Origin of the sequence: Nocardia spumae (assembly GCF_020733635.1) — a bacterium.
Classification (GTDB): domain Bacteria; phylum Actinomycetota; class Actinomycetes; order Mycobacteriales; family Mycobacteriaceae; genus Nocardia; species Nocardia spumae.
In genome coordinates, this window is record NZ_JAJFZL010000001.1 from 5,864,886 (window position 1) to 5,888,182 (window position 23,297).

The 23,297-nt window shown below is 67.9% G+C and carries 20 protein-coding genes and 1 pseudogene; 9 read left to right on the forward strand and 12 right to left on the reverse strand.

All coding sequences use genetic code 11. From position 1 onward, the window contains the following. Nucleotides 1-5: 5 nt before the first annotated feature. From LKD76_RS26095 to LKD76_RS26115, 5 genes are all read right to left on the reverse strand, one after another. On the reverse strand, nt 6-782 hold the full coding sequence (locus tag LKD76_RS26095) for an enoyl-CoA hydratase (RefSeq protein WP_227984059.1): 777 nt from the start codon (nt 780-782) through the stop codon (nt 6-8). Then, entirely contained in the window at nt 779-1,717 is a 939-nt protein-coding gene (gene mmsB / locus LKD76_RS26100) for a 3-hydroxyisobutyrate dehydrogenase (RefSeq protein ID WP_372465930.1), read from the reverse strand. The genes LKD76_RS26095 and mmsB overlap by 4 nt, the downstream gene beginning before the upstream one ends. A 67-nt stretch (nt 1,718-1,784) precedes the next feature. Further along, nucleotides 1,785-2,873, reverse strand: coding sequence for an enoyl-CoA hydratase/isomerase family protein (locus LKD76_RS26105; RefSeq protein ID WP_227984061.1), 1,089 nt, complete (start codon nt 2,871-2,873; stop codon nt 1,785-1,787). 20 nt (nt 2,874-2,893) lie between these two features. Beyond that, nucleotides 2,894-4,033 (reverse strand): acyl-CoA dehydrogenase family protein, encoded by a 1,140-nt coding sequence (locus LKD76_RS26110; RefSeq protein ID WP_227984062.1) that lies wholly within the window; start codon nt 4,031-4,033, stop codon nt 2,894-2,896. Nucleotides 4,034-4,036: 3 nt separating this feature from the next. Then, nucleotides 4,037-5,557 (reverse strand): CoA-acylating methylmalonate-semialdehyde dehydrogenase, encoded by a 1,521-nt coding sequence (locus LKD76_RS26115; RefSeq protein ID WP_227984063.1) that lies wholly within the window; start codon nt 5,555-5,557, stop codon nt 4,037-4,039. 257 nt (nt 5,558-5,814) lie between these two features. Between LKD76_RS26115 and icmF the strand changes: the two genes are divergently transcribed. Beyond that, nucleotides 5,815-9,036, forward strand: coding sequence for a fused isobutyryl-CoA mutase/GTPase IcmF (gene icmF / locus LKD76_RS26120; protein ID WP_227984064.1), 3,222 nt, complete (start codon nt 5,815-5,817; stop codon nt 9,034-9,036). Nucleotides 9,037-9,054: 18 nt separating this feature from the next. Here the strand turns inward: icmF and LKD76_RS26125 are convergent, their stop codons facing one another. Then, nucleotides 9,055-9,918, reverse strand: coding sequence for an NAD(P)H-binding protein (locus LKD76_RS26125; RefSeq protein WP_227984065.1), 864 nt, complete (start codon nt 9,916-9,918; stop codon nt 9,055-9,057). Nucleotides 9,919-10,002: 84 nt separating this feature from the next. Here LKD76_RS26125 and LKD76_RS26130 point away from each other — a divergent pair, with 84 nt between their 5' ends. Both LKD76_RS26130 and LKD76_RS26135 read left to right on the forward strand, forming a co-directional pair. Continuing rightward, complete coding sequence (locus LKD76_RS26130; RefSeq protein ID WP_227984066.1) at nt 10,003-10,440, forward strand: MarR family winged helix-turn-helix transcriptional regulator; 438 nt, start codon at nt 10,003-10,005, stop codon at nt 10,438-10,440. Between the two features lie 115 nt (nt 10,441-10,555). Continuing rightward, nucleotides 10,556-11,641: an amidohydrolase family protein gene (locus LKD76_RS26135; RefSeq protein WP_227984067.1), complete on the forward strand. Its 1,086-nt coding sequence runs from the start codon at nt 10,556-10,558 to the stop codon at nt 11,639-11,641. Here LKD76_RS26135 and LKD76_RS26140 read toward each other — a convergent pair. Beyond that, on the reverse strand, nt 11,611-12,042 hold the full coding sequence (locus tag LKD76_RS26140) for a hypothetical protein (protein WP_227984068.1): 432 nt from the start codon (nt 12,040-12,042) through the stop codon (nt 11,611-11,613). The genes LKD76_RS26135 and LKD76_RS26140 overlap by 31 nt on opposite strands. Nucleotides 12,043-12,161: 119 nt before the next feature. Between LKD76_RS26140 and LKD76_RS26145 the strand changes: the two genes are divergently transcribed. Further along, a complete protein-coding gene (locus LKD76_RS26145) occupies nt 12,162-13,037 on the forward strand; it encodes an MmyB family transcriptional regulator (RefSeq protein ID WP_227984069.1) in 876 nt (291 codons plus the stop codon). Here LKD76_RS26145 and LKD76_RS26150 read toward each other — a convergent pair. Further along, complete coding sequence (locus LKD76_RS26150; RefSeq protein WP_227984070.1) at nt 12,961-13,368, reverse strand: Dabb family protein; 408 nt, start codon at nt 13,366-13,368, stop codon at nt 12,961-12,963. The genes LKD76_RS26145 and LKD76_RS26150 overlap by 77 nt on opposite strands. 106 nt (nt 13,369-13,474) lie before the next feature. Between LKD76_RS26150 and LKD76_RS26155 the strand changes: the two genes are divergently transcribed. Beyond that, a complete protein-coding gene (locus tag LKD76_RS26155) occupies nt 13,475-14,110 on the forward strand; it encodes a TetR/AcrR family transcriptional regulator (protein ID WP_227984071.1) in 636 nt (211 codons plus the stop codon). 18 nt (nt 14,111-14,128) lie between these two features. Here LKD76_RS26155 and LKD76_RS26160 read toward each other — a convergent pair. After that, nucleotides 14,129-14,749 (reverse strand): annotated as a pseudogene (locus tag LKD76_RS26160) (TetR/AcrR family transcriptional regulator); the annotation flags it as partial. A 277-nt stretch (nt 14,750-15,026) separates the two neighbouring features. Between LKD76_RS26160 and LKD76_RS26165 the strand changes: the two are divergent. Genes LKD76_RS26165 through LKD76_RS26180 form a run of 4 tightly spaced genes read left to right on the forward strand, consistent with a single transcriptional unit; the run spans nt 15,027 to nt 18,838 of the window. Further along, a complete protein-coding gene (locus tag LKD76_RS26165; RefSeq protein ID WP_227984073.1) occupies nt 15,027-15,863 on the forward strand; it encodes an SDR family NAD(P)-dependent oxidoreductase in 837 nt (278 codons plus the stop codon). A gap of 22 nt (nt 15,864-15,885) precedes the next feature. Beyond that, on the forward strand, nt 15,886-16,809 hold the full coding sequence (locus LKD76_RS26170) for a ferritin-like domain-containing protein (protein WP_227984074.1): 924 nt from the start codon (nt 15,886-15,888) through the stop codon (nt 16,807-16,809). Continuing rightward, nucleotides 16,806-17,330 (forward strand): NAD(P)/FAD-dependent oxidoreductase, encoded by a 525-nt coding sequence (locus tag LKD76_RS26175; protein WP_227984075.1) that lies wholly within the window; start codon nt 16,806-16,808, stop codon nt 17,328-17,330. Before LKD76_RS26170 ends, LKD76_RS26175 begins: the two co-directional genes overlap by 4 nt. After that, nucleotides 17,327-18,838, forward strand: a complete 1,512-nt coding sequence (locus tag LKD76_RS26180; RefSeq protein WP_227984076.1) for a flavin-containing monooxygenase — start codon at nt 17,327-17,329, stop codon at nt 18,836-18,838. The genes LKD76_RS26175 and LKD76_RS26180 overlap by 4 nt, the downstream gene beginning before the upstream one ends. Here LKD76_RS26180 and LKD76_RS26185 read toward each other — a convergent pair. From LKD76_RS26185 to LKD76_RS26195, 3 genes are all read right to left on the reverse strand, one after another. Next, a complete protein-coding gene (locus tag LKD76_RS26185; RefSeq protein ID WP_227984077.1) occupies nt 18,811-19,584 on the reverse strand; it encodes a helical backbone metal receptor in 774 nt (257 codons plus the stop codon). The genes LKD76_RS26180 and LKD76_RS26185 overlap by 28 nt on opposite strands. Nucleotides 19,585-19,649: 65 nt before the next feature. After that, nucleotides 19,650-20,423, reverse strand: a complete 774-nt coding sequence (locus LKD76_RS26190; protein ID WP_227984078.1) for an SWIM zinc finger family protein — start codon at nt 20,421-20,423, stop codon at nt 19,650-19,652. Then, nucleotides 20,420-23,278, reverse strand: a complete 2,859-nt coding sequence (locus tag LKD76_RS26195; protein WP_227985404.1) for a DEAD/DEAH box helicase — start codon at nt 23,276-23,278, stop codon at nt 20,420-20,422. Before LKD76_RS26195 ends, LKD76_RS26190 begins: the two co-directional genes overlap by 4 nt. Nucleotides 23,279-23,297 lie beyond the last annotated feature (19 nt).

A 23,297-nucleotide genomic window follows, 5' to 3' on the forward strand; every position in this document is an offset into this window, starting at 1 on the left:
CCGCCTCAGCGGTGTCCGAAATCGGCAGCGCGCTTCTCCACGAACGCTGCCATTCCCTCTTTCTGATCCTCGGTGGCGAACAGTGAGTGGAATACGCGGCGCTCGAAACGCAACCCCTCGGCGAGAGTGGTCTCGTAGGAGCGGTTCACGGCCTCCTTGGCGATCATCACCGACGGCAGCGACATCCCGGCGATGGTCTCGGCGACCTGTACCGCGGTGGCGAGCAATTCCGCCGCCGGAACCACACGCGCCACCAGACCGGAGCGCTCGGCCTCCTCGGCGTCCATAGTGCGGCCGGTGAGAATCAGATCCATCGCTTTGGCCTTGCCGACCGCGCGAGTCAGCCGCTGCGATCCGCCCATACCGGGAATCACACCCAGCTTGATCTCCGGCTGGCCGAATTTCGCGGTATCGGCGGCGATCAGGATGTCGCACATCATCGCCAGTTCGCAGCCGCCGCCCAGGGCGTATCCGGCCACCGCAGCCACGATCGGCTTACGGAAGGCGCCGAGCCGGTCCCAGCCCTGGAAATGGTCGGTCAGGAACATGTCCATATAGGACTTGGACTGCATTTCCTTGATGTCGGCACCGGCGGCGAACGCCTTCTCCGATCCGGTCAGCACGACCGCCCCGATTCCCGCATCGGCTTCGAGTTCGTCGAGGGCGGCGGAAATATCCGTGAGCACCTGCGAATTCAACGCATTGAGGGCCTTCGGCCGATTCAAGGTGATCACCGCGACGCGTCCGGTGCGCTCCAGCAGAATGGTCTCGAAGTCGGTCACACTGTGTCCTTTCTCGGCTCCTCGCCGGAATCCTTACCCGGCTCCGCGCCGGAACGGCGACGAATATCGGTGACGATAGCGGAGAAGTCCTTGTCCCCCGCCGACCGGTTGAACTGCTCGTAGATCTCGGCGGCGAGCAGGCCGAAGCGGCCATCGACACCGCCCGCGCGCAACGCGTTGGCGGCCAGACCGAGGTCCTTGTTCATCAGCGCCGTGGCGAATCCGGGCTGATAGTCGTTGTTGGCGGGGCTCGCCGGCACCGGGCCGGGCACCGGGCAATAACTGGTCAGCGACCAGCACTGGCCCGAGGCGGTGGAGACCACGTCATAGAACTTGTCGTGGGTCAGTCCCAGCTTCTCGCCCAGCACGATCGCCTCGGACAGCCCGATCATGGAAATGCCGAGCATCATGTTGTTGCAGATCTTGGCGGCCTGGCCCACGCCCGCGCCGCCGCAGTGCACCACCTTGCCGCCCATGACGTCCAGCACCGGCCGCGCCGCGGCGAAATCCTCGGCCACGCCGCCGACCATGAAGGTCAGCGTGCCCGCGGTCGCGCCGCCCACACCGCCGGAGACCGGAGCGTCCAGCGCCCGATGTCCCGCTGCCACAGCCAGTTCCGCGGCCCGCTTGGCATCGGCGACATCGATGGTGGAGCAGTCGATGAACAGGGTGCCGGGCTTCGCCGCGGCGAGCACATCGGCGTAGACGTCGAGCACGATCCGCCCGTTGGGCAGCATCGTGATCACGACCTCGGCCTCGGCCGTGGCCCCGGCCGCGGTGTCCACCACGGTCGCGCCGTCGGCCCGGGCCTGCTCCTGGGCGGCAGGGACGGGGTCGAAGGCCAGCACCTCGTAGCCGGCCCGCACCAGATTGGCGGCCATCGGGCCGCCCATGTGGCCGAGCCCGAGGAAGGCCACCTTGGTCGTCACACTCACTGTTGCTCCTGACATCTGCGGGACACCCGCACCCGGTCGCACCGGCGACCCGGTGCGCGATTGCCGGTCACCGTTGTTCCTGGGGTTCACGAAGGCCGAGTTCCCGGTCACCGAGCTCGGCGAAATAGCTGTCCACCAGCGCGTCGGACACCTCGGCGAGGGTCGCGGGCGACCACTGCGGATTGCGGTCCTTGTCGATCACCTGGGCGCGGATGCCCTCGACCAGATCATGGCTGGTCAGAGCGGCTGCCGAGACCCGATATTCCTCGTCGAGCGCCTGCTCGAGATGCGCGGCGCCACGGGCGTTGCGCAGCGAGCGCAACGTCACCTTCAGCGCCACCGGCGATTTCGACAGCACGTCACCGGCCGCCTTGGCCGCCTCCGGAGCGTCGTAGCCCTGCAGGCGGGCGACGATCTCCTCGACCGTGCCGGCGCTGTAGCAGGTGTCGATCCAGGACCGCTGCGCCGCGAGATCGGACACCGGCGCGGGCTGCGCGAAAACCGCGATCGCCGCATCGGCATCGGTGCGGCGCAGTTCGGCCAGTAGATCCGGAATGCGTTCGGCCGGAACGAAATGGTCGGCGAATCCGGCGGCGATCGCATCGCCGGCACCCATCCGCGCGGTCGTCAGCGCCACGTGGGTACCGAGCTCACCCGGCGCGTGCGACAGCAGATAGGTGCCACCGACATCGGGGACGAATCCGATACCTGTCTCGGGCATGCCGACCATCGACCGCTCGGTCACGATGCGACGGTTGCCGTGCGCGGACAGGCCGACCCCGCCACCCATCACGATGCCGTCCATGATCGCCACGTACGGCTTCGGGTACCGGCCGATGAGCGCGTTGAGAATGTACTCGTCACGCCAGAACCGCCCGCTCGGCGACGCCGCGGCCGCATAGGCCGAATCACCGGCTGCGACGGTATTCTTCGCATCGGTGTGAATGGCGACGATATCGCCGCCTGCGCACAGTCCGCGCTCACCCGCGCCGGTGAGCACCACCGTGCGCACCTCGTCGTCGACGGCCCACTCCCGCAGGGTGGCCAGAATCGCCTGCGCCATCGGATGATTGAGCGCGTTGATCGCCTTGGGCCGGTTGAGCGTGATCGTGCCGACGCCGTCACGCTTGTCGAACAGAACTTCCGCTTCGGTCATGGTGGTTCCTTTCACGCCGCTCATGCCGCGCCGACTACCGAACGGGCCACGACGACCCGCATGATCTCGTTGGTGCCCTCGAGAATCTGGTGGACGCGCAGATCGCGCACGATCTTCTCGATTCCGTATTCGGCCAGATAGCCGTAGCCGCCGTGCAATTGCAGGGCCTTGTTGGCCACGTCGAATCCCGCATCGGTGGCGAAGCGCTTGGCCATCGCGCACAGTTCCACCTTGTCGGCGGCATCGGCGTCGAGTGCCGCCGCCGACCGCCACAGCAGGGTCCGCGCCGCCTCCAGCGAGGTGCGCATATCGGCGAGGTCGAACTGCAGTGCCGCGTTGTCGAGCAGCCGGGCGCCGAATGCCGTGCGCTGCGCCATATACGCCACGGTCCGGTCCAGTGCGGTCTGACCGCCGCCGAGGGAGCAGGCCGCGATGTTGAGCCGCCCGCCGTTGAGCCCGTTCATCGCGATCCGGAAACCGTTGCCCTCACCGCCGAGCAGGTTCGCCGCCGGCACCCGGGCCTCGTCGAGGACGACCTGGCGGGTCGGCTGCGCGTTCCAGCCCATCTTCTTCTCGTTGGCGCCGAAGGAGATTCCGGGCGTATCGGCGGGCACGATGAATGCCGAGATGCCGCGGGCGCCGGCGTCGTCGGTCCGTGCCATCAGCACATACACATCGGTGCTGCCGGCGCCGGAGATGAACTGCTTGACGCCGGTGAGCAGATAGTCGTCACCGTCGCGCACGGCCCTGGTGTTCAGCGCCGCCGCGTCCGATCCGACACCGGGTTCGGTGAGCGCGTAGCTGGCCAGCAGATCCATCGAGGTCAGGCCCGGCAGCCACCGATTGCGCTGCGCCTCGGTGCCGTAGCTGTCGATCATCCAGCAGGCCATGTTGTGGATCGAGATGTAGGCGGCGATCGCGGGGCAGCCGGTGGCCAGCTGCTCGAAGATCCGCACCGCGTCCAGACGGCGCAGCCCGGAACCGCCGACATCCTCACCGACGTAGATACCGCCCAGGCCGAGCGATCCGGCCTTGCGCAGGACATCGATGGGAAAGTGCTTGTGCTCGTCCCATTCCAGCGCGTTCGGGGCGAGCAACTCGTCGGCGAAACTTCGCGCGGTATCGGCGATCGCCTTCTCGTCGTCGTCGAGTACGAACATCGGTCAGTCCATCGTCGGAATGACGAAGTGGTCGGCGGCGGCCTCAGCGGACGGAGCGGTCCGCAGTCCCTGCGGCCAGCGCTGGGTCACCGTCTTGGTCTTGGTGTAGAAGCGAATCGAATCGGGACCGTGCTGGTTCAGGTCGCCGAATCCGGAGGCCTTCCAGCCACCGAAGGTGTGATAGGCGATCGGCACCGGAATGGGCACGTTGACACCGACCATGCCGACCTGGACCCGCGCGGCGAAATCCCGGGCGGTATCACCGTCACGGGTGAAAATGGCTACGCCGTTACCGAATTCGTGCTCGCTCGGCAGCCGCAGCGCCTCCTCGTAGTCGGCGGCGCGCACGATCGCGACCACCGGGCCGAAGATCTCCTCCTGGTAGATCCGCATATCGGGAGTCACCCGGTCGAAGAGGGTCGCGCCGACGAAGAATCCGTCCTCGGCGCCGGGGACCCGAAGTCCGCGGCCGTCGACGACGAGCTCCGCGCCCTCGTCCACACCGATCTGCACGTAGTTGTTCACCCGGTCCACCCCGTCGCGCCCGACCAGCGGGCCGAAATCCGCGCCCGGATCGTCGGAGCGGCCGACATTGAGTTTGCCGATGCGCTCGATCAGCTTGGCGCGCAACCGATCCGCGGTCGGCTCACCCACCGGCACCGCGACCGAGATCGCCATGCAGCGTTCGCCCGCCGAACCGTATCCCGCGCCGATCAGCTGATCGGCCACATCGTCGAGATCGGCGTCCGGCATCACGATCGCGTGGTTCTTGGCGCCGCCGAAGCACTGCGCGCGCTTGCCGTTCGCGGTGGCGGTCTCGTAGATGTACTGCGCGATCGGGGTGGAGCCGACGAAGCCGACGGCCTTGATCCGGTCATCGCCCAGCAGCGTGTCGACGGCCAGCTTGTCGCCGTTGACCACGTTGAACACACCGGCCGGCAGTCCGGCCTCCAGGAAGAGCTCGGCCAGCCGCAGCGGTACCGAGGGGTCGCGCTCGGAGGGCTTGAGCACGAAGGCATTTCCACAGGCCAGGGCCGGACCGGCCTTCCACAGCGGGATCATGGCCGGAAAGTTGAACGGCGTGATCCCGGCGACCACACCCAGCGGCTGCCGCATCGAGTACACATCGATCCCGGCACCCGCGCTCTCGGTGTACTCCCCCTTGAGCAGATGCGGAATGCCGATCGCGAATTCGATCACCTCGAGACCGCGCTGAATATCGCCCTTGGCGTCGGGGATGGTCTTGCCGTGCTCACTGGACAGCAGCGCGGCCAGCGAATCCATCTCCTCCTGCACCAGCGCGACGAACTTCATCAGCACCCGGGCCCGCTTCTGCGGGTTGAACGCGGCCCATGTCCGCTGCGCCTCGGCGGCGTTCGCGATCACGGCCTCGACCTCCGCGACGCTCGCCAGCGGCACCCGCGCCTGGACCCGACCGGTGCTGGGGTCGTAGACGTCGGCGAACTTGCCGGAGGTGCCGGGCACGTTCTTGCCTGCGACAAAGTGGGTCAGTTCACGAACCATGCCAGTGTCCTCGATTCGACGGTTGCGGCGTCCACGCCAGGTTTACGGTCATCCTATAGTTGGATGTCCAAGTAAATCTAGACGCGGTGGCTCGATGTGATTCGAACCACCCTCGCCGTGGCGGTGGCACCCGGAATCACGGAATCGAACCGGCGGTCCGGCGATAGACGCATCGGTGGCGCAGTGACGGGGCTCACCCTAAACTTGTGCTTTGACGTCCTAGTTTTTGTCGTCCAACTGATCAGTCGGAGGCTCCCATGGCCGAGCTGCACGTTCCGGTCCACCCCGTACGCTTCGTCACCTCGGCTGCGCTGTTCGACGGCCACGACGCGGCGATCAACATCATGCGGCGAATTCTGCAGTCACAGGGTGCGGAGGTGATCCACCTCGGGCACAACCGCGCGGTCCACGAGGTGGTCGACGCGGTGCTGACCGAGGATGTGCAGGGCGTGGCGGTCAGCTCCTATCAGGGCGGTCATGTCGAGTACTTCGAATATCTGGCGTCGGCGTTGCGCGAGGCGGGCGCGGGGCATGTGCGGATCTTCGGCGGTGGCGGTGGTGTCATCGTGGCCGAGGAGATCGAGCGGCTCGCGGCGGCCGGGGTGCGCATCTTCTCCCCCGAGGACGGTCAGCAGCTCGGACTGCCCGGGATGATCAACCAACTCGTACGGGCCTGCGATGTGGATCTGTCGACCGATCCCGCACCGATCGACGCGGTGCTGGCGGGTGAGCGATTCGCGTTGGCGCGCACCATGACCTGTCTGCAGGCCGATGCCCTCCCGGCATCCGAGCTCGAACAACTGCGTGCCGCCGCCGCGAGTCGCACGGTCCCGGTACTGGGTATCACGGGCACCGGCGGCTCCGGAAAGTCCTCGCTCACCGACGAACTCGTGCGCCGGCTGCGCAGCGATCAGCAGGACAAGCTGCGGGTGGCCATCCTCGCGGTCGATCCGACCCGGCGGCGCGGCGGTGGCGCACTGCTCGGTGACCGCATCCGGATGAATTCGCTCGACAGCGAGCACATCTACTTCCGCTCCCTCGCCACCCGCGGCGCCCACGAACTGCCGACCAATATCGACGCGATGATCCTCGCGTGCAAGGCGGCCGGATACGACCTGGTGATTCTCGAAACGCCCGGTATCGGTCAGGGCGATGCGGCGATCATCGACCATGTCGACCTCTCGATGTATGTGATGACACCGGAATTCGGCGCCGCGTCCCAGCTCGAGAAGATCGACATGCTCGATTTCGCGGATATGGTGGCGATCAACAAATTCGAACGCCGCGGCGCCGAGGACGCGCTGCGCGATGTCTCGCGCCAGCTCGTGCGCAACCGGGAGGCGTTCGGTTCCGCACCCGAGGACATGCCGGTATTCGGAACCAGCGCGGCGACTTTCAACGACGACGGGGTGACCGCGCTCTACCAGCATCTGGCCGCGCGATTGAGCGAGCACGGACCGACGCTGCCGGCGGGCGTGCTGCCCCGGGTCGACACTCGCGCCTCCACCCGGTTCGCGCAGATCATTCCGCCGAGCCGGGTGCGGTATCTGGCCGAGATCGCCGAGACCGTGCGCGATTACCACGACGAGACCCGCCGGCAGGTGGCCGCGGCACAGCGGGTGCAGCGCTTCGACCAGGTACTGACCGAACTGCCGGAGGGCTCCACCGCACGCGCCGAACTGACCCGGCTGCGCGACGACGCGACCGGGGCGGTGAGCGCGGAATCGGCCGCACTCCTGAAGAATTGGCCGGAACTGGCGGAGTCCTACCGCGGCGACGAGCAGATCGTGCGGGTCCGCGACCGGGAGATCCGCACGACACTGCGCCGGATCTCGCTGTCCGACAGCTCGATTCCACGCGTGGCACTGCCGCGCTTCACCGATCACGGTGAGCTGTTGCGATTCCTGCGCGCGGAGAATCTGCCGGGATATTTCCCCTTCACCGGCGGCGTCTTCCCCTTCAAGCGCGACAACGAGGATCCGGCGCGGATGTTCGCCGGTGAGGGCGATCCGTTCCGGACCAACCGTCGATTCAAGGTGCTCTCGGAGCACGCCGAGGCCAAGCGGCTGTCGACCGCCTTCGACTCGGTGACCCTCTACGGCCACGATCCGGCGCCGCGGCCCGATATCTACGGAAAGGTCGGCACCTCGGGGGTTTCCATCGCCACCGTCGACGATATGAAGGCGCTCTACGACGGCTTCGACCTCGCCGCCCCGACCACCTCGGTGTCGATGACGATCAACGGACCGGCGCCGACGATTCTGGCGTTCTTCCTCAACACCGCGATCGACCAGGCGCTGCAACGGTTCCGCGAGGCCAACGGGCGCGAGCCCGCCGCCGACGAGGCCGCCGATATCCGCGCCCGGACCCTGTCGACGGTGCGCGGCACGGTACAGGCCGACATCCTCAAGGAGGATCAGGGGCAGAACACCTGCATCTTCTCCACCGAGTTCAGCCTGCGCATGATGGCCGATATCCAGGAATGGTTCGTGCGCAATCGGGTTCGCAACTTCTACTCGGTGTCGATCTCCGGCTATCACATCGCCGAGGCCGGGGCCAATCCGATCAGTCAGCTGGCGTTCACACTCGCCAACGGCTTCACCTATGTGGAGGCCTATCTGGCGCGCGGGATGGATATCGACGACTTCGCGCCGAATCTGTCGTTCTTCTTCTCCAACGGTATGGATCCGGAGTATTCGGTGATCGGCCGGGTGGCGCGGCGGATCTGGGCGATCACCATGCGCGACAAGTACGGCGCGGGCGACCGTTCACAGAAGCTGAAGTACCACATTCAGACCTCCGGGCGATCGCTGCACGCCCAGGAGATGAACTTCAACGACATCCGCACCACCCTGCAGGCCCTGATCGCCATCTACGACAACTGCAACAGCCTGCACACCAATGCCTACGACGAGGCGGTGACGACGCCCACCGAGGAATCGGTGCGCCGCGCTCTGGCCATCCAGTTGATCATCAACAAGGAGTGGGGCCTGGCGATGAACGAGAACCCGCTGCAGGGCAGTTTCATCATCGACGAGCTGACCGACCTGGTCGAGGAGGCGGTGCTCGTCGAATTCGAGCGCATCAGTGAGCGGGGCGGGGTGCTCGGGGCGATGGAGACCGGATATCAGCGCGGCCGAATCCAGGACGAATCGATGCGCTACGAGCACCGCAAACACGATGGCTCGCTGCCGATCATCGGGGTCAACACCTTCCGCAATCCGCACGGGCAGACTCACCAGGTGCTGGAACTGGCGCGCGGTACCGAGGCCGAGAAGCAATCCCAGCTGCGACGCACCGAGGACTTCGTCACCACACATCGCGACAGCGCACAGGAGGCGCTGACCCGGCTCGAAGCCGCCGCGCGCGGTGACGACAACGTCTTCGAGGTCCTGATGGACGCCGCCCGCGTCTGCACCCTCCAGCAGATCACCGACTGCTTCTTCACCGTCGGCGGGCAATACCGCCGCAATGTGTGACCGGACCGGATATCGCGGTCACGACCCGTCCTCGGGACGGAAGGCCGCGAGGTTGCGTGCACACCACTGCGCGAAGGTGTGCGGGCGGCGTCCGAGGATGCGTTCCACCGTCGCGGTGCGGAACCCGGTGGTGTCTCGGCGCATCAGCGTGAATCCTTCGACGATGGCGGCGGCGAGCGCGGCCGGGGCGCCGTTCGGATACCGCGACGCGACGGCCTGCTCGGGCGTGGCGGCCTCGCGGATCTCGATATCGCGGCCGATCGCGGCCGCGATGACCGACACCTGTTCGGCGATCGTGAACAGCTGCGCACCGGTGAGGTAGTACTCCATCCCCTCGTGGCCCTCACCGGTGAGGACGGCAGCGGCCACGGCCGCGATATCGGCGGGGTCGACCGGCGCGTAGCGCCCGGGACCGGTCGGGTCGTCGACCGCGCGGCCGGCCCGGATCGCCGGCGCCCACTCGAGAGCGTTGGTCATCAACCCGCCGGGCCGCAGGATCGTCGCGGGAATTCCCGAGTTCCGGACGATGGTCTCGCGCTGGTGATGCCAGCGGCCCATCGCGGGGATCGGATCACCCATCACGTTGTACGACGACAGCAACACGATCCGCCCGACCCCGGCCACTTTCGCCGCGGCGACCATGTCACGGGTGTGGTCGAGGCCGATGCCGGGAACGAGCAGGAACAGCCGGTCGACGCCCTCGAGTGCCGGGATGTAGGTCCTCGCGTCGTCGAGATCGCCGACCACCCGCTGAGCTCGCTCCGGCAGTGCGGCGGCGCGGCGCGGATCCCGGACCAGGATGCGGAACTCGGCCTCCGCGCTCGCCAGCTCACGCACGAGCTCGCGGCCGATGTTCCCGGTCGCTCCGGTGACAAGTAGCATGATCACTCCAATTCATTAGCCGTCTAACAAAGACGCTAGACGGCTAATGACCTGTCGGCAAGCCCTATCTTCCTGGAGGTTTCGATGCCGGAGTTCCTCGATCTGCACAGCCGCACCTCGAAACTGCTCCGGGCACTGGTGGAACGCAGCGTGCGCCCGCACGGGCTGTATCCGGGCCAGGATCTGGTCCTCGGCGTGCTGTGGGACCGCGACGGCCGGACACCGGGCGAGGTAGCCGCCGCCCTGCACGTCACGACTCCCACGATCGTCAAAATGGCCAATCGGATGACCGAGACCGGACTACTGACGCGAGGTCGCGACACCGCCGACAACCGCCTGGTCCGGTTGTGGCTCACCGACAGGGGCCGGGGTCTACGCGCGACGATCGAGGCCGACCGCAACGCGCTGGAGAGCCTCGTCACCGCCGACCTCACCGAAGCCGAACGCCGAGATCTGCTCACCGCGCTCGACAAAGTCCACCGCCGCGCCGCCCGTCTGCTCGACCAACCACCGTCACCGTGAACATCCGAACCACCGGCCACGTCATAGACTGCCGCTCTCGAGCAATCCCGGCCATTCGCCCGGGCAGAACGCGATAATGCGCTTAGCGGACCATCGATCGCGACGAAAGGGCGCTATGGACCTCGCCGGTATCAGCGTTGTGGACGCACATATCCATCAGTGGGATCCGCTGAATACCCCGCGGGATTTCAGCATGCTCGCCAAGCTGTTCCGGTTCGTCCCGGTACCGGTCGACAAGGCCGCGCGGCTGGCGCCCAAGCGCGATCGCGATTTCGTGGGCACTCCGGACGCCTATCTGCGGCCGTATCTGCCCGCGGACTACCGCGCGGATGTGGACACCGTGCCGGTGGAGGCGCTGGTGCACATCGAGGTCGAATGGGCCGGGCGCGCGCCGGATGCCAAGGCCGACGAGACGCGGTGGGTGGCCAGCCTGCCGTTCGGTGTCGACACCCCGGCGCTGGGCGCGATCATCGGCAGCGGCGATCCGGCCCTGCCCGGCTTCGCCGAACTCATCGATAAGCACCAATCCGCGTCACCGCTGTTCCGCGGTATCCGCACCATGGTCGCCCACCATCCCGATACGGGGGTGCGCTCGTTCTGCGCCGCCGAGGGGGCGCTGTCGGCACCGGCCTTCCTCGACGGTTTCGCGGTGCTCGCCGAACGCGGGCTGTCGTTCGAGGCGTGGGTGTACTCGCATCAGATCCCGGAGGTCACGGCGCTCGCGCGACGCTATCCCGAGGTGACCATCGTGCTCAACCATCTCGGCACGCCCGCCGGGATTTTCGGGTCGGTCGGCAAGGACACCGGCACCAATCCGGGCCGGCGGCGGGAATTGTTCGTGCGGTGGCGCGACGATATCGCCACGCTCGCAACCCATCCCAATGTCGTGGCGAAGGTCAGCGGCCTGGCCATGCCGATCCTGGGTCATCCGGTGCCGGTGCGCGGCAGTACGACCTCGGTGGCCGAACTGCTCGATCGCACCGCCCCGCTGCTGCACCACGCTTTCGACGTCTTCGGCGCGCAGCGGCTGATCTGGGGCTCGAACTACCCGGTGGACAAACCGATTACGACCATCGCCAATAGCGCCCAGGCCGTGGTGGACGTGCTCGCCGATCGCGGCGGGAGCGCCGAGGAACTCGAGCAGGTCTTCCGCACCAACGCCCAGCGCACCTACGGCATCGATGCCGAACTGCTGACCTGAGCCGCCCGCTCCCGGCGCAGGGTCAGATATTCCAGCTCGGCGAACAACGCCACCACCAGCGCGCCGATCAGCAGGAAGGCGATGCCGAGTCCGGTCAGCGCGAGGAGGTCCGCGCAGGCCAGGGCGATCAGCGCCAGTGCCGAGACCAGATTGACAGCCACCACCGCGGCGGCCATGCGGTGCGAGATGTGCGGATATCCCGCGATCAGCAACAGCGCCGCGGCGCCACCCAGCATGCCCACTCCGAAGGGGACCGACCAGGTGGCCGGCAGGCCGAGCGGACCGCGCAGCGGGTACGCCGCGGCGAGCAGCACGACGCCGAATACACCGGTGCTCCAGCCATCGATCCGCAGAGCGGTGCGCAGATCGATGCCCGGGGCGAATGCGGTCTCGGTGGTCATTGAAACTCCTGTCGTCGGGAACCACGAGGTTCGCCGTCGACGATGCCCACGCCGGAAACCGGTCGCAATGACGTCGGAGGTTATGGAACGGCCGCACCGGCCGCCGATATGCTGCCGCGATGACCACGCTCGCGACGAAACCCGCGGTCGGCACCCTGTTGCGCCGATGGCGGCGGCTGCGGCGGTTGAGTCAGCTGGAGCTCGGCCTGCACGCCGACATCTCCGCACGGCACATCTCCTATGTCGAGACCGGCCGGTCCCGGCCCAGCCGAGCCATGGTGCTGCGCTTGTGCGAGGCGTTGGAAGTGCCGCTGCGCGAACGCAATACGCTCCTGCTCGCCGGCGGGTACGCACCCGAGTACGGCGAGAGCGCACTCGACGACACCGCCCTGGCCGCGGTCCGGTCGGCCCTGGAAGTGGTGCTCACCACCCATGAGCCGTATCCGGCGGTGGTCGTCGACCGGCTCTGGAATGTGGTCCTGGGCAACCGCGCCATGGCGGTGCTGATGGCCGGAATTCCCGAGGAACTGCGCACGCCGCATCCGAACGTCTACCGACTGGTGTTGCACCCCCGGGGCCTGTCGGCACAGCTGCGCAACGGCCACCAGATCCGGGAGTTGTTCCTGCAACGCCTGATTCGCCAGGCCGAAGCCACCGGGGACGATCGCCTGCGTGCCCTCTACGACGAGGTCGCGGCGTATCCGGTGCCCGAACCGGATCCGGATGCCGAGATCGCACCGGGCCCGTTCGAGGTTCCGCTGCGCATCCGCACTCCCGCGGGTGAGCTGTCGATGTTCAGCACGATGGCCACCTTCGGCGCACCGGCCGATGTGACCCTGTCCGAGCTGGCGATCGAATTGTTCTATCCCCTCGACGAATTCACCCGCGCCACCTTGCGCGCGGCGGCCGGGCGGCCCGTCAGCCGAAGCGCACCTCGGGAATGGTGGACATCAGTTCCGCCCATTCCGGGTACGCGGCGAGCTTGCCCTCGTTGATCGCGAGGATCTTGGCGCTCAGTTCCGGATCCGGATCGTCGGAGACATCCGGCCCGATATGCAGTTTGGCCAGGTGCGGGATGATCTCGGGATCGCCGGCCACGTGGGTCGGGTCGTACATATACCGCTCCAGCGCGTCCAGATCGGCGATGGCGACACAGTAGGCGTGCGTGTAGCCACTCTCCGGATCGCTGACGACAGTGCGCCCGACGGTCGAGAACGACACCGATTCGACCGCGGCCGTGCGGCGCATCAATGCCAGCACCTGTTCCCGGTCCGCCTCGGTGGCCTCGTCCCGGAATGCGAAACGCAGTGTGTGAACGATCATCATATCCTCCTGTTTGAACTGACTGGTTCAATCTAATGAACGTAATGGTTAGTCCACAAGACTATTCTCCTCAGTTCATCGAGCGGGGTTCCCGCGTTACGATGCGACGGTGAGCAAGGCGACGACCACCCGCGGCCGCATCGACAAGCGGCAGGCGATCCTGGATGTGGCCTTCACCGTGTTCGCCCGCCGTGGTTACGAGCGGACCTGCGTCCAGGAGATCGCGGACGAGGCCGGGGTCGCGAAACCCACTGTCTACAACCATCTCCAGGACAAGGAGACGTTGTTCCGCAGCACTGTCGAGGCCGCAGCGGACGAGATCGGGACACAGTGCCTGCACGCGATCGAACCGCTGCGCGGCGGGGACGATCCGGGCCCGGTGCTGCTCACCGTCGCCCGGGAGCTGCTCGGGATCTGCGCCGGAGCACGGGCACACGCCTTGCGCTCGCTGGCCTACGCCGAATCGAGCAGCTTCCCCGACGTGGTCCTCACCGTGCAGGAACGCACCTCGATCCGGCTCGCCGAGGCGCTGTCCGACCGATTCGCCCGCCTCGGCCTGAGCGGCCGGTTACGTGCCGAGGATCCCGAACGCGCGGCCGAACAGTTCCTCGCGCTGCTGACCGGGCCGCTGGAGGCCCGCTCTCGACTGGGCACCCGCGAGGTCGGCGCGGCGGAACTCGACGCGATCGCCGACGCCGCCACCGACACGTTCCTGCGGGCCTATCGGGCCGGCGAAAAGCAATAGCACGAAGGCGATTTCACCTCACGAGGTGGTGATCTCCAGATATTGGGCCGACAGCAGGGTCGCGTGCGCGCCGGTGTGCTCGACCACCCGATCGGCGTCGACGTCCAGGGTGCCGGCTCGCCAGGCGGCGAGTAGTTCCACGAATCCGCCGATCCCCATCAGCGTGCTCATCCGCAGCGACAGCGGATCCACCCCGGGCCGCAGATAGGGTTCGGCCGCGGCCATGAGCCAGTCGGTGGCGTCGGTGAGCATCTTCGAGCGGCGGGCCTCGAGTATCGCGCTGCCGGCGTGATCGGCGGACAGGATACGGGCGTGGCCGGACTGCAATTCGACCGCGCGGGCGATGGTGATGCGCAGGATCTCCAGCGGCGGACGGCCGATATTCTCCGCGATCACCGCGGTCAGCTCACCGAAGACCTCGATACACTCCTCGTCCCAGACGGTGGCGAGCAGTTCGTCACGGTCGGCGAAATGCTCGTAGAAGTACCGGTCGTTGAGACCCGCGCGGGCACATACACCGCGCATGGTGACCGCGGCCCAGCCGTGCTCGAGCCAGATCTCGAGGGCGGCCCCCAGTAAACGAGAGCGCCGCTCGGCCCGGCGCTGATCAGTGGTGCGGCCACCCCATGTGCGCGGAGCGCCACGGTTGGACTCCGTGCGCGGAGCGCCACGGTTGGACTCCGTGCGCGGAGCGCCACGGTCGGACTCCGTGCGCGGAGCGCCACGATCGGCCTCCGTGCGCGCGGTGGCGTCGTTCGGGTCGCTGCGCGCGGCGCTGCCGCCGGATTGTGATCGCCGGGACGTATGCGCCGGTTGTCGCGCATTCATGGTTGACATTCTGCCTTATCGCGCGCCTAATTGGTGGCAGGCGCGGCCAATTAGCGCACACAGCCAACGACGGCACCCGGGAGTTCTCATGCGGCTCAATCCCTTCGGCGGTCCCCGCCGGACAGAGCGGGCGAATGCCGTGGTCACCGGTGCGGGCAGTGGAATCGGCCGGGCGTTCGCGACCGAACTCGCCCGTCGCGGCGGCCGGGTGGTCTGCGCGGATATCGACCTGGACCGGGCCATCGAGACCGCTCACCAGATCACGGTCTCCGGCGGCACCGCCCTGGAGGTCGAATGCGATGTCCGGGCCGTGGAGCAGGTCGAGGATCTCGCCGATACCGCCGAGGACTGGTTCGGCGAACCACCGGCCGTGGTGATCAACAACGCCGGCATCGGACGTGGCGGCGAGGTGATCGGCGAGGCCCCGCTCGAGCAGTGGCACCAGGTGCTCGATGTCAACCTGTGGGGCGTCGTCCACGGCTGCCACGTCTTCGCCCCCCGGTTGCGCGCGGTCGGGCGCGGCGCGATCGTCAACACCGCCTCGGCGGCCGCATTCGGCACCGCGCCCAGAATGGGCGCCTACAACGTCAGCAAGGCCGGGGTGCTCGCGCTGTCGGAAACGTTGTCGGCGGAACTGGCCGGCACCGGGGTGACCGTCACCGCGCTGTGCCCCACCGCGGTGCGCACCGATATCCTGCGCGACGCCTCGATCGCCGACCCGACGACCGCCCGGCTGGGCGATGCGATGCTGCGCTGGACCGGCCGCTCCCCCGATACCATCGCCCGCACCACCCTCGACGCCGTCGACCACGGTCGCCTCTACGTCGTCCCGCAGGTCGAGGCCAAGCTCATCTGGCAGTCCAAGCGACTGCTCCCCACCCCCTATACGCAGGTCGCCGGGCTACTGGAACGACTGATGCGGTAGCTCGCCCCGAGGAGGTCGGACAATGGCGTTCGCATATCCGGACATGCTGGCAACGATCCAGGACCGGCAATGGTCCCTGGCCGATATCGATTGGGAGGCACCGGGGGCCGAACTGATCACCGCGCAGCAGCGGCCCCGGCTCGCGGCCTTCATGGCCGATCTGGTGTGGATCGAGCACGTGGGCGCGCGCGGATTCGCGGCGCTGACCCGCAAGGCGCCGCCCGGCGCGCTGCGTGAGATATACCGCTATTTCCACGCCGAGGAGCAGAAGCACGCCAATGCCGAACTCGCGCTCATGCGGCGCTGGGGCATGCTGCCCGAAGACGGGATGCCGGTGCCCAACAACAATATTCGCCTGGTCATCGAATGGCTCGACCGCTACGCCGACGACCTGTCCCTGCCGGTACTGGGCACGGTGATCCCCTCGCTCGAGACGGCACTGGACGGCGCACTGGTCAAATTCCTGCTCGACGAGGTGCGAGATCCGCTCTGCCACGAGGTGTTCCGGCATATCAACAGCGACGAATCGCGGCATCTCGCCGTGGGGTTCCAGGTCCTGGAACAACTCGGCGCCGGACCGGCGCGACGGCTCGCGATCGAGACCGCCGGCTTCGCGCTGCGGCCGTCCTTCGCGCTCGGGGCCCTGCTCTACGCACCGCTGCTGTCGCGGATGGCCGCCAATATCGTCGCGCTGGGATTGGACGAGCAGAAGCTGTGGAATGCGGTGCGGCGCTATGAATCCGCCGGTGATCGCAAACCCGCCATCCGGCGAGTGCCGCTGTACCACGTGGTGCGTTACCACGCGCGCATGACGATCCACCGGATCCAGCCCATGCAACTGGCCGTCGACGCGCTCAACGCCGGTATCGAGCACATTCCCAGCCGGCTGTTCGGCGCGCCACCGTCCTGGTCGCGCGAACTGACCTACGAGCCGGTGGCGAAATGACCGGCGCCGCCGCTGTGCCCGAACCGCGAGGCGGGCAGACCTTCACCGGTGAGCGGATCCACTGTGCACGCTGGGACGGACGGCGCGATCTGCGCGGCCGGCGGATTGCCGTCGTCGGAACGGCCACGGCGGTCGCGCGGGTGCTGCCACCGGTGGTGGCACAGGCCGCCACAGTCACCGTATTCCAGCACGATTCGGTATGGATGTTGCCGCGACTGCCGGTGGCGGGGCTGTCCGCCTGGATACCGGCGCGGCTGGCCCGCTGCGCCGCACGAGCCAATCTGCGGCTACAGGTTCGCGACGGATGGGTGCGCCGCCAGCTGACTCCCGAGGACAGGTCCGGCATCCGCTGGCACAGCCACTACTACCGGGCACTACAGCAGCCCAACTGCCGGCTGGTGACCTGGCCCATCGCCACCATGGCACCGCTGGGCATCCGCACCGTCGACGGTATCGAGCACCGGGTCGACTGCGTCATCTTCGCGCACACCACCACCCCACGAGAACGGGAGCAGCAATGACCATCGACCACGAGGTGATCATCGTCGGCGCCGGATTCTCCGGCATCGGGGTGGCGATCACATTGCGGGAGGCCGGTTTCCGGGACTTTCTCATCGTCGACGATGCCGACGGGGTGGGTGGCACCTGGCATTGGAACACCTATCCCGGTATCGCCGTGGATATTCCGTCGTTCAGCTATCAGTTTTCGTTCGAGCAGAGTTCGCGGTGGTCGCGGGTCTACGCGCCGGGCCGCGAACTCAAGGAATACGCCGAACACTGCGTGGACAAGTACGGGCTGCGCCCCCGAATCAGGTTCAGCACCACCGTCACCGCCGCCGAATTCGACGAGAACGCGGCGGTGTGGACCCTGCACACCGACGACGGTGACCGGCTCACCGCGCGGTACGTGGTCGGTGCGACCGGGGTGCTGACCCGGCCCAAACTCCCCGATATTCCCGGTGTGGAATCGTTTTCGGGCCTCACCATGCACACCTCGCGCTGGGATCACGAGCAGTCGCTGCGCGGTAAGCGGGTGGCGATCATCGGAACGGGCGCCTCGGCGGTGCAGATCGTGCCGTCGATCGCCCCGGAGGTCGAGCATCTCACGGTCTTCCAGCGCACCCCGATCTGGTGCCTGCCGCGGCCGGACAGCGCACTGCCGTCCCCGGCGCGCTGGGCGCTGCGGTATCTGCCCGGCGGACAGGCGATCTCGCGGCTGGCGAGCCAGGCCTTCGTGGAGCTGACCTTCCCGTTGTCGGCGCACTACTACTCGACGCTTCCGTTGGCGAAACTGGGCGAACGCAGCGGCCTGGCACATTTGCGGCGCCAGGTGCGCGACCCCGAGGTCCGCGACAAACTCACCCCGCGCTATGCGCTGGGCTGTAAGCGGCCCGGATTCTCCAACGACTATCTGCCGACATTCAACCGCGACAATGTGACGCTGGAGACCGATCCGATCGCCGAGATCACCCCGACCGGCGTGCGCACCGCCGGCACCGAACATCCGGCGGATGTCCTGATCCTCGCTACCGGATTCAAGGTGATGGAGTCGGGCAATATGCCGACCTTCGATATGACCGGCGCCGGGGGGCGCGATCTGGAGAAATGGTGGGACGAGAATCGGCTGCAGGCCTACGAGGGCGTGAGCGTGCCCGGGTTCCCCAACTTCTTCTCCATCATCGGCCCGTACGGCTACAACGGCGCATCGTATTTCACGCTGATCGAGATGCAGACCCAGCACATCCTGCGACTGCTGCGGCACGCGCGGGGTCGGCACGCCGACCGCGTCGAAGTCACCGAGGCGGCCAACGAACGCTACTTCCGGCAGATGCTCGACCGGCGCGAAGGGCAGGTGTTCTGGCAGGACAGCTGCGCGGTGTCGCACAGCTACTACTTCGACAAACACGGTGATGTGCCGTTGAAGCCGATGAGTACGATCGAGGCCGCCTGGCGGGCAACACATTTCGACCTGAACGACTACACCTTCGAGAAGGCCGGCGCTCAGCTGTCGCGGACCCCGGCCAGCTGAGCGGTGAGGCGGGCGTGGGCCTCGACGAGCGAGGGCCCGTACCAGGTGAGGTCGCGCCCGCTCACCAGCGCCACCGGAATGCCCGGAAACGCCTCCGGTCCATCGGATTGGGTGAAGACATAGGGTTCGTCGGGCAGAACCGCCAGCCGGACGCCGCGGATCAGTTCGGACGCCGAGATCGTCGGATAGCGGTCGGGCCGGTCGGCGTGCACCAGCCGCAGACCGAGCCGGTGCGCGACGTCGGCGGTGAAGGTGTCGCGACCGACCACCATCCACGGGTCGCGCCATACCGGAATCACCGCGTCGACCGGTGGCGGCGCCGGTGCGGACCAGATCTCGCGTGCCCGCGTGAGCCAATCGGGGACACCGCCGCCGAGAGCGGACCCGAACAGCCGCGACATCGAATCGAAGGCCTCGTCGACCGTGCGAATCCTGGTCACCCACACCGGTATTCCGGCATCCCGCAACCGGTCGACGTCCAGGCGGCGATTCTCCTCCTGATTGCAGACCACCAGATCCGGCGCCAGTTCCACGATGCGGCGCACCTTCGGATTCTTGGTCCCGCGCACCCGCTCGACCGGCAGGCCGGGTGGATGAGTACACCATTCGGTGGCGGCGACCAGCAGTTCGGGGCGGCTCACCGCGATCGCCTCGGTCAGGGACGGGACCAGCGAAACCACCCGGCGCACCGGGGTCGGCAGCACGACGGGTGCGCCCAGATCGTCGGCGATCCGGTTCGCGGTCATAGTCGCCAGAATAGTGCCGCGCCGGACCCCGGCGGTCCCGGACCGCGACGTCGCCGGAGGCGCTACTACCCCGAACTCTCCAGGGCCCGGTACAGCGCGCGGAGTTCGCGCAGACCGGTCTCCGCCATCGATTCGTCCTCGCTGGTCATACGCAGGGCCTGCCGCAGCGGTACCGGATCGAGGTCCTCGATCGCCGCGCGGAACCGCGGCGCCGGGAGATCCGGGAGGACGACGTTCTCGCCGTAGAGGTCGTCGGAGACCGTCGGGCCGTGGTCCTGCTGCACGCCGCGAATCAGGGTCTCGAGATCCAGTCCGCGCAGGGTCAGCATGATCGCCGGTGACTCGTCGAGGCGTTCGGCGACGATGTAGCACAGCGCGGCCACATGTTTACACGGCCACCCGTCATCCGGGCAGGTACAGGAGAAGTCCAGTTCGGCGGCGGTATTCGGGAGCAGCAGGGGGCCGAGTTCCTGCGGCAGCGCCCCCGAGGCGAGCTGAGCGAGCATGCCCGGCGTACCGCGCACCAGATCGACCAGTTCGTCGAGCCGCTCGTCGCGTAGCACCCGCAGGGTCAGCACCGAGGTGAACGGCCGGGGCTGACTGCCCTGCACCTCGGCCGCCACCGCACCCGGCTCCAGGTGATAGCTGACCACCTGTCCCGACCGCGCGTAGGTGCGCCCGCGTGCGAGCCGGCCGGCGTCGGCGACCTGCTCGACCGAGTCCAGAAAGGCCCGGCCCCACCAGGTGCGCGCGAACGAGCCGCGACGATTGCGGGGTTCGACGCCGCCGCGCACCGGGCGGCGTTTGCCGTATTCGCTGAAATCTCGCGGGAAACTCATTCGCCCACCGCCTCCGCGCCGAGCGCGAACAGATCGCGCAGTTCGTCGGTGGACAGTTCGGTGATCCAGTTCTCGCCGGCGCCGACGGTCAGATTCGCCAATTCCTGTTTGCCGGTGAGCATATCGTCGATGCGCTCCTCGATCGTATCCACGCACACCAGCTTCCGGACCTGCACGTCGCGCCGCTGACCGATGCGGAACGCACGATCGGTCGCCTGGTTCTCCACCGCCGGGTTCCACCAGCGATCCAGGTGGACAACATGATTGGCGGCGGTCAGGTTGAGGCCGGTACCACCGGCCTTCAGCGACAGCACCATGATCGGCGGGCCGTCTGATTCGGCGAAGCGCTCGACCATCCCGTCGCGGCGCTTCTTGGGCACACCACCGTGCAGGAACGGGACCGCGGTGCCGAACCGCTCGGCCAGATACGGGGTGATCAGGTCGCCGAATTCGCGGAACTGGGTGAACAGCAGGGCCCGCTCCCCCTCGGCCAGCACGGATTCCAGCACATCCTCGACCAAGGCGAGTTTGCCCGACCGGTGGCGGCCGCGCCGCATCAGCGCCGACCCGTCACCGAGATAGTGCGCGGGATGGTTGCAGACCTGCTTGAGCCTGGTCAGCGCCGCCAGCACGGCACCGCGGCGAGCCATGTTGACCGCAGTCGAACCCGTTGCCCGCGAGGCCTTCAGCTGCGCGAGCATATCGTCGACCACCGCCTGATACAGCGCGGCCTGCTCGACGGTCAGATTGGCGCGCACCGTCATCTCGAACTTCTCCGGCAGGTCGGAGATCACCGACGGATCGGTTTTCACCCGGCGCAGGACGAACGGCGCGGTGATCGCGCGCAATCGGCTCACGGCGTTCTCGTCGTGCTCACGCTCGATCGGTACCGCGAAGCGGGAGTGGAACTCCGACGGCTTGCCCAGCACGTCCGGTGCGGCGAAATCGAGGATCGAGCGCAGTTCCTCGAGCCGGTTCTCCACCGGAGTTCCGGTCAGCGCCAGCCGATGACGAGCGCCGATCGCCCGCGCCGCGCGGGCCTGGCGGGTGGCGGCGTTCTTGATGTGCTGTGCCTCGTCGACCACCACCCGTTCCCAGGGCTGCCGCTTCAACTGCTCCGCGTCGCGGGCCAGCAGCGCGTAGGTGGTCAATACCAGATCCGAATCGGCCACGGCCGCATCCAATTCGGGACCGGATCGCCGCGCCGGGCCGTGGTGGACCAGCACCCGCAGCCCCGGGGCGAAACGTTCGGTCTCGCGCTGCCAGTTACCGACCACCGACATCGGGCAGATCAGCAGCGTCGGGCCCGGCCCGGAAACGGTGGTGGCGGTTTCTCTTTCGTGCACCAGCAGCGCCAGCACCTGCACCGTCTTGCCGAGCCCCATATCGTCGGCGAGGATCGCACCGCAGCCCAAGCGGTTCATCGTCGCCAGCCAGGACAGCCCGCGCAGCTGATAGGGGCGCAGCTGCGCCTTCAACCCCGCCGGAGGGTCGACCGCGTCACCGCTGTGGACACCGTCGAACAGTTCGCGGACCCATCCGGTCGCGCTCACCTCCTCGATCGGAACCCGGCGGACCTGGGTGGCCGCGAGTTCGCCGAGCAACTGCGTCAGCGTCGCGGCGCGATCGTCGGTGCGGCCCTCCAGATAGGCCGCGGCCGCGGACAGACTGCGCTGATCGGCCTGGACCCACTGACCGCGCAGCCGCACCAGATCCGATTTGGCCTGGATCAACCGGCCCATCTCGGCGGGAGTGAGCACGGTATCGCCGAGTGCCAGCTCCCAGCGGTAGGACACCAGCCCGCTCAGTCCGACCGCGGTCTCGGTAGCGGCCGGGGACTGCACCCGCAGCCGCATACTCGGCGAGACGATGCGCCAGGCCCGGGGCAGCATGAGCTGGACCCCGGCCTCGCGCAGGGCGTGCGCGCCGTGCGCCACCAGTTCCTGCACCACCGGGGTCGGCAGCAGGAAATCCATGCCGTAGGGATCACGCGGCACCTGCTGCAGCCGCGGATAGGCCTGTACGGCCGCGGCCACCTTGTCCCCCGCCAGCCGGATCAGCGCGGGATCACCCTGGATCGGAACAGGTTGCGGCGCTTCACCTTCCGAGCGCAAACAGACCTCGAGCCGCCACAGCGCGGCCATCGCCTGCGGGTCGTCGTCGGGATCATCGGCGGGTTCGAGCAGCCGCAGCACCAGTTCGGGTTCGCCGACGGTGAGGCTGGTACGCCACTGTTCGAGCACCGACGCGACCCGATGCGAACCGGAGTCCAGGGGCACATCGGCGACGAGTGCGGCCAGCAGCGGATGCGTGGGATCGCCGGTGCCCAGCTCCAGCCGGGCCAGCGGATCGGCCAGCTCGGCGACCAGATCCTCGAGCACCGCGGTCGCGGAGCGGGCATCGGGCACGCGCAACGCCGGCGGCATGGCGGCGGCGAGTTCGGCCAGCCAGGCACGCTGACGCTGCCCCCCGACCAGCCGCCAGCGCACCCACCACTCCCCGTCGGCACGCCGGAGATCGGGCACGATCCGGCCCGCCCGTACCCAGCGCCGCAGTCCGCGCGCCACCTGCGCGAGATAGCGTAGATCCGCCGCGACCGCCCCGTCCGGCAGCGGCTGGGTGAGCACGCGCGCCGCCACGGCCGGGGCCGTCGCATGGCCGCGCACCTCGGTGACCTCCGGGCCGTCCGGGCCGGGCAGCAGCACCCGCGCCCGGTGCCGGAAGCGTGCGGTGCGCGCGATCTCGCCCAGCGGATCGGGCAATCCGGCGAACAGTTCGGCCGCCGGGCGGTCGTCCGAGCCGGGCCGGCGCCACAGCACCAGTCCCGACCCGGGCGACCACAGACCGTGCAGCATGCCCCCCATCCAATCAGTC

Excerpts from the sequence above, each read along its gene's own strand:
- LKD76_RS26130 (WP_227984066.1), top strand. The coding sequence starts at position 10,003 with ATGCCGGAGTTCCTCGATCTGCACAGCCGCACCTCGAAACTGCTCCGG.
- LKD76_RS26195 (WP_227985404.1), bottom strand. The coding sequence starts at position 23,278 with ATGCTGCACGGTCTGTGGTCGCCCGGGTCGGGACTGGTGCTGTGGCGC.
- LKD76_RS26135 (WP_227984067.1), top strand. The coding sequence starts at position 10,556 with ATGGACCTCGCCGGTATCAGCGTTGTGGACGCACATATCCATCAGTGG.
- LKD76_RS26180 (WP_227984076.1), top strand. The coding sequence starts at position 17,327 with ATGACCATCGACCACGAGGTGATCATCGTCGGCGCCGGATTCTCCGGC.
- LKD76_RS26150 (WP_227984070.1), bottom strand. The coding sequence starts at position 13,368 with ATGATGATCGTTCACACACTGCGTTTCGCATTCCGGGACGAGGCCACC.
- icmF (WP_227984064.1), top strand. The coding sequence starts at position 5,815 with ATGGCCGAGCTGCACGTTCCGGTCCACCCCGTACGCTTCGTCACCTCG.
- LKD76_RS26165 (WP_227984073.1), top strand. The coding sequence starts at position 15,027 with ATGCGGCTCAATCCCTTCGGCGGTCCCCGCCGGACAGAGCGGGCGAAT.
- LKD76_RS26110 (WP_227984062.1), bottom strand. The coding sequence starts at position 4,033 with ATGTTCGTACTCGACGACGACGAGAAGGCGATCGCCGATACCGCGCGA.
- LKD76_RS26105 (WP_227984061.1), bottom strand. The coding sequence starts at position 2,873 with ATGACCGAAGCGGAAGTTCTGTTCGACAAGCGTGACGGCGTCGGCACG.
- LKD76_RS26170 (WP_227984074.1), top strand. The coding sequence starts at position 15,886 with ATGGCGTTCGCATATCCGGACATGCTGGCAACGATCCAGGACCGGCAA.
- LKD76_RS26175 (WP_227984075.1), top strand. The coding sequence starts at position 16,806 with ATGACCGGCGCCGCCGCTGTGCCCGAACCGCGAGGCGGGCAGACCTTC.
- LKD76_RS26125 (WP_227984065.1), bottom strand. The coding sequence starts at position 9,918 with ATGCTACTTGTCACCGGAGCGACCGGGAACATCGGCCGCGAGCTCGTG.
- LKD76_RS26145 (WP_227984069.1), top strand. The coding sequence starts at position 12,162 with ATGACCACGCTCGCGACGAAACCCGCGGTCGGCACCCTGTTGCGCCGA.
- LKD76_RS26115 (WP_227984063.1), bottom strand. The coding sequence starts at position 5,557 with ATGGTTCGTGAACTGACCCACTTTGTCGCAGGCAAGAACGTGCCCGGC.
- LKD76_RS26190 (WP_227984078.1), bottom strand. The coding sequence starts at position 20,423 with ATGAGTTTCCCGCGAGATTTCAGCGAATACGGCAAACGCCGCCCGGTG.
- LKD76_RS26185 (WP_227984077.1), bottom strand. The coding sequence starts at position 19,584 with ATGACCGCGAACCGGATCGCCGACGATCTGGGCGCACCCGTCGTGCTG.
- LKD76_RS26140 (WP_227984068.1), bottom strand. The coding sequence starts at position 12,042 with ATGACCACCGAGACCGCATTCGCCCCGGGCATCGATCTGCGCACCGCT.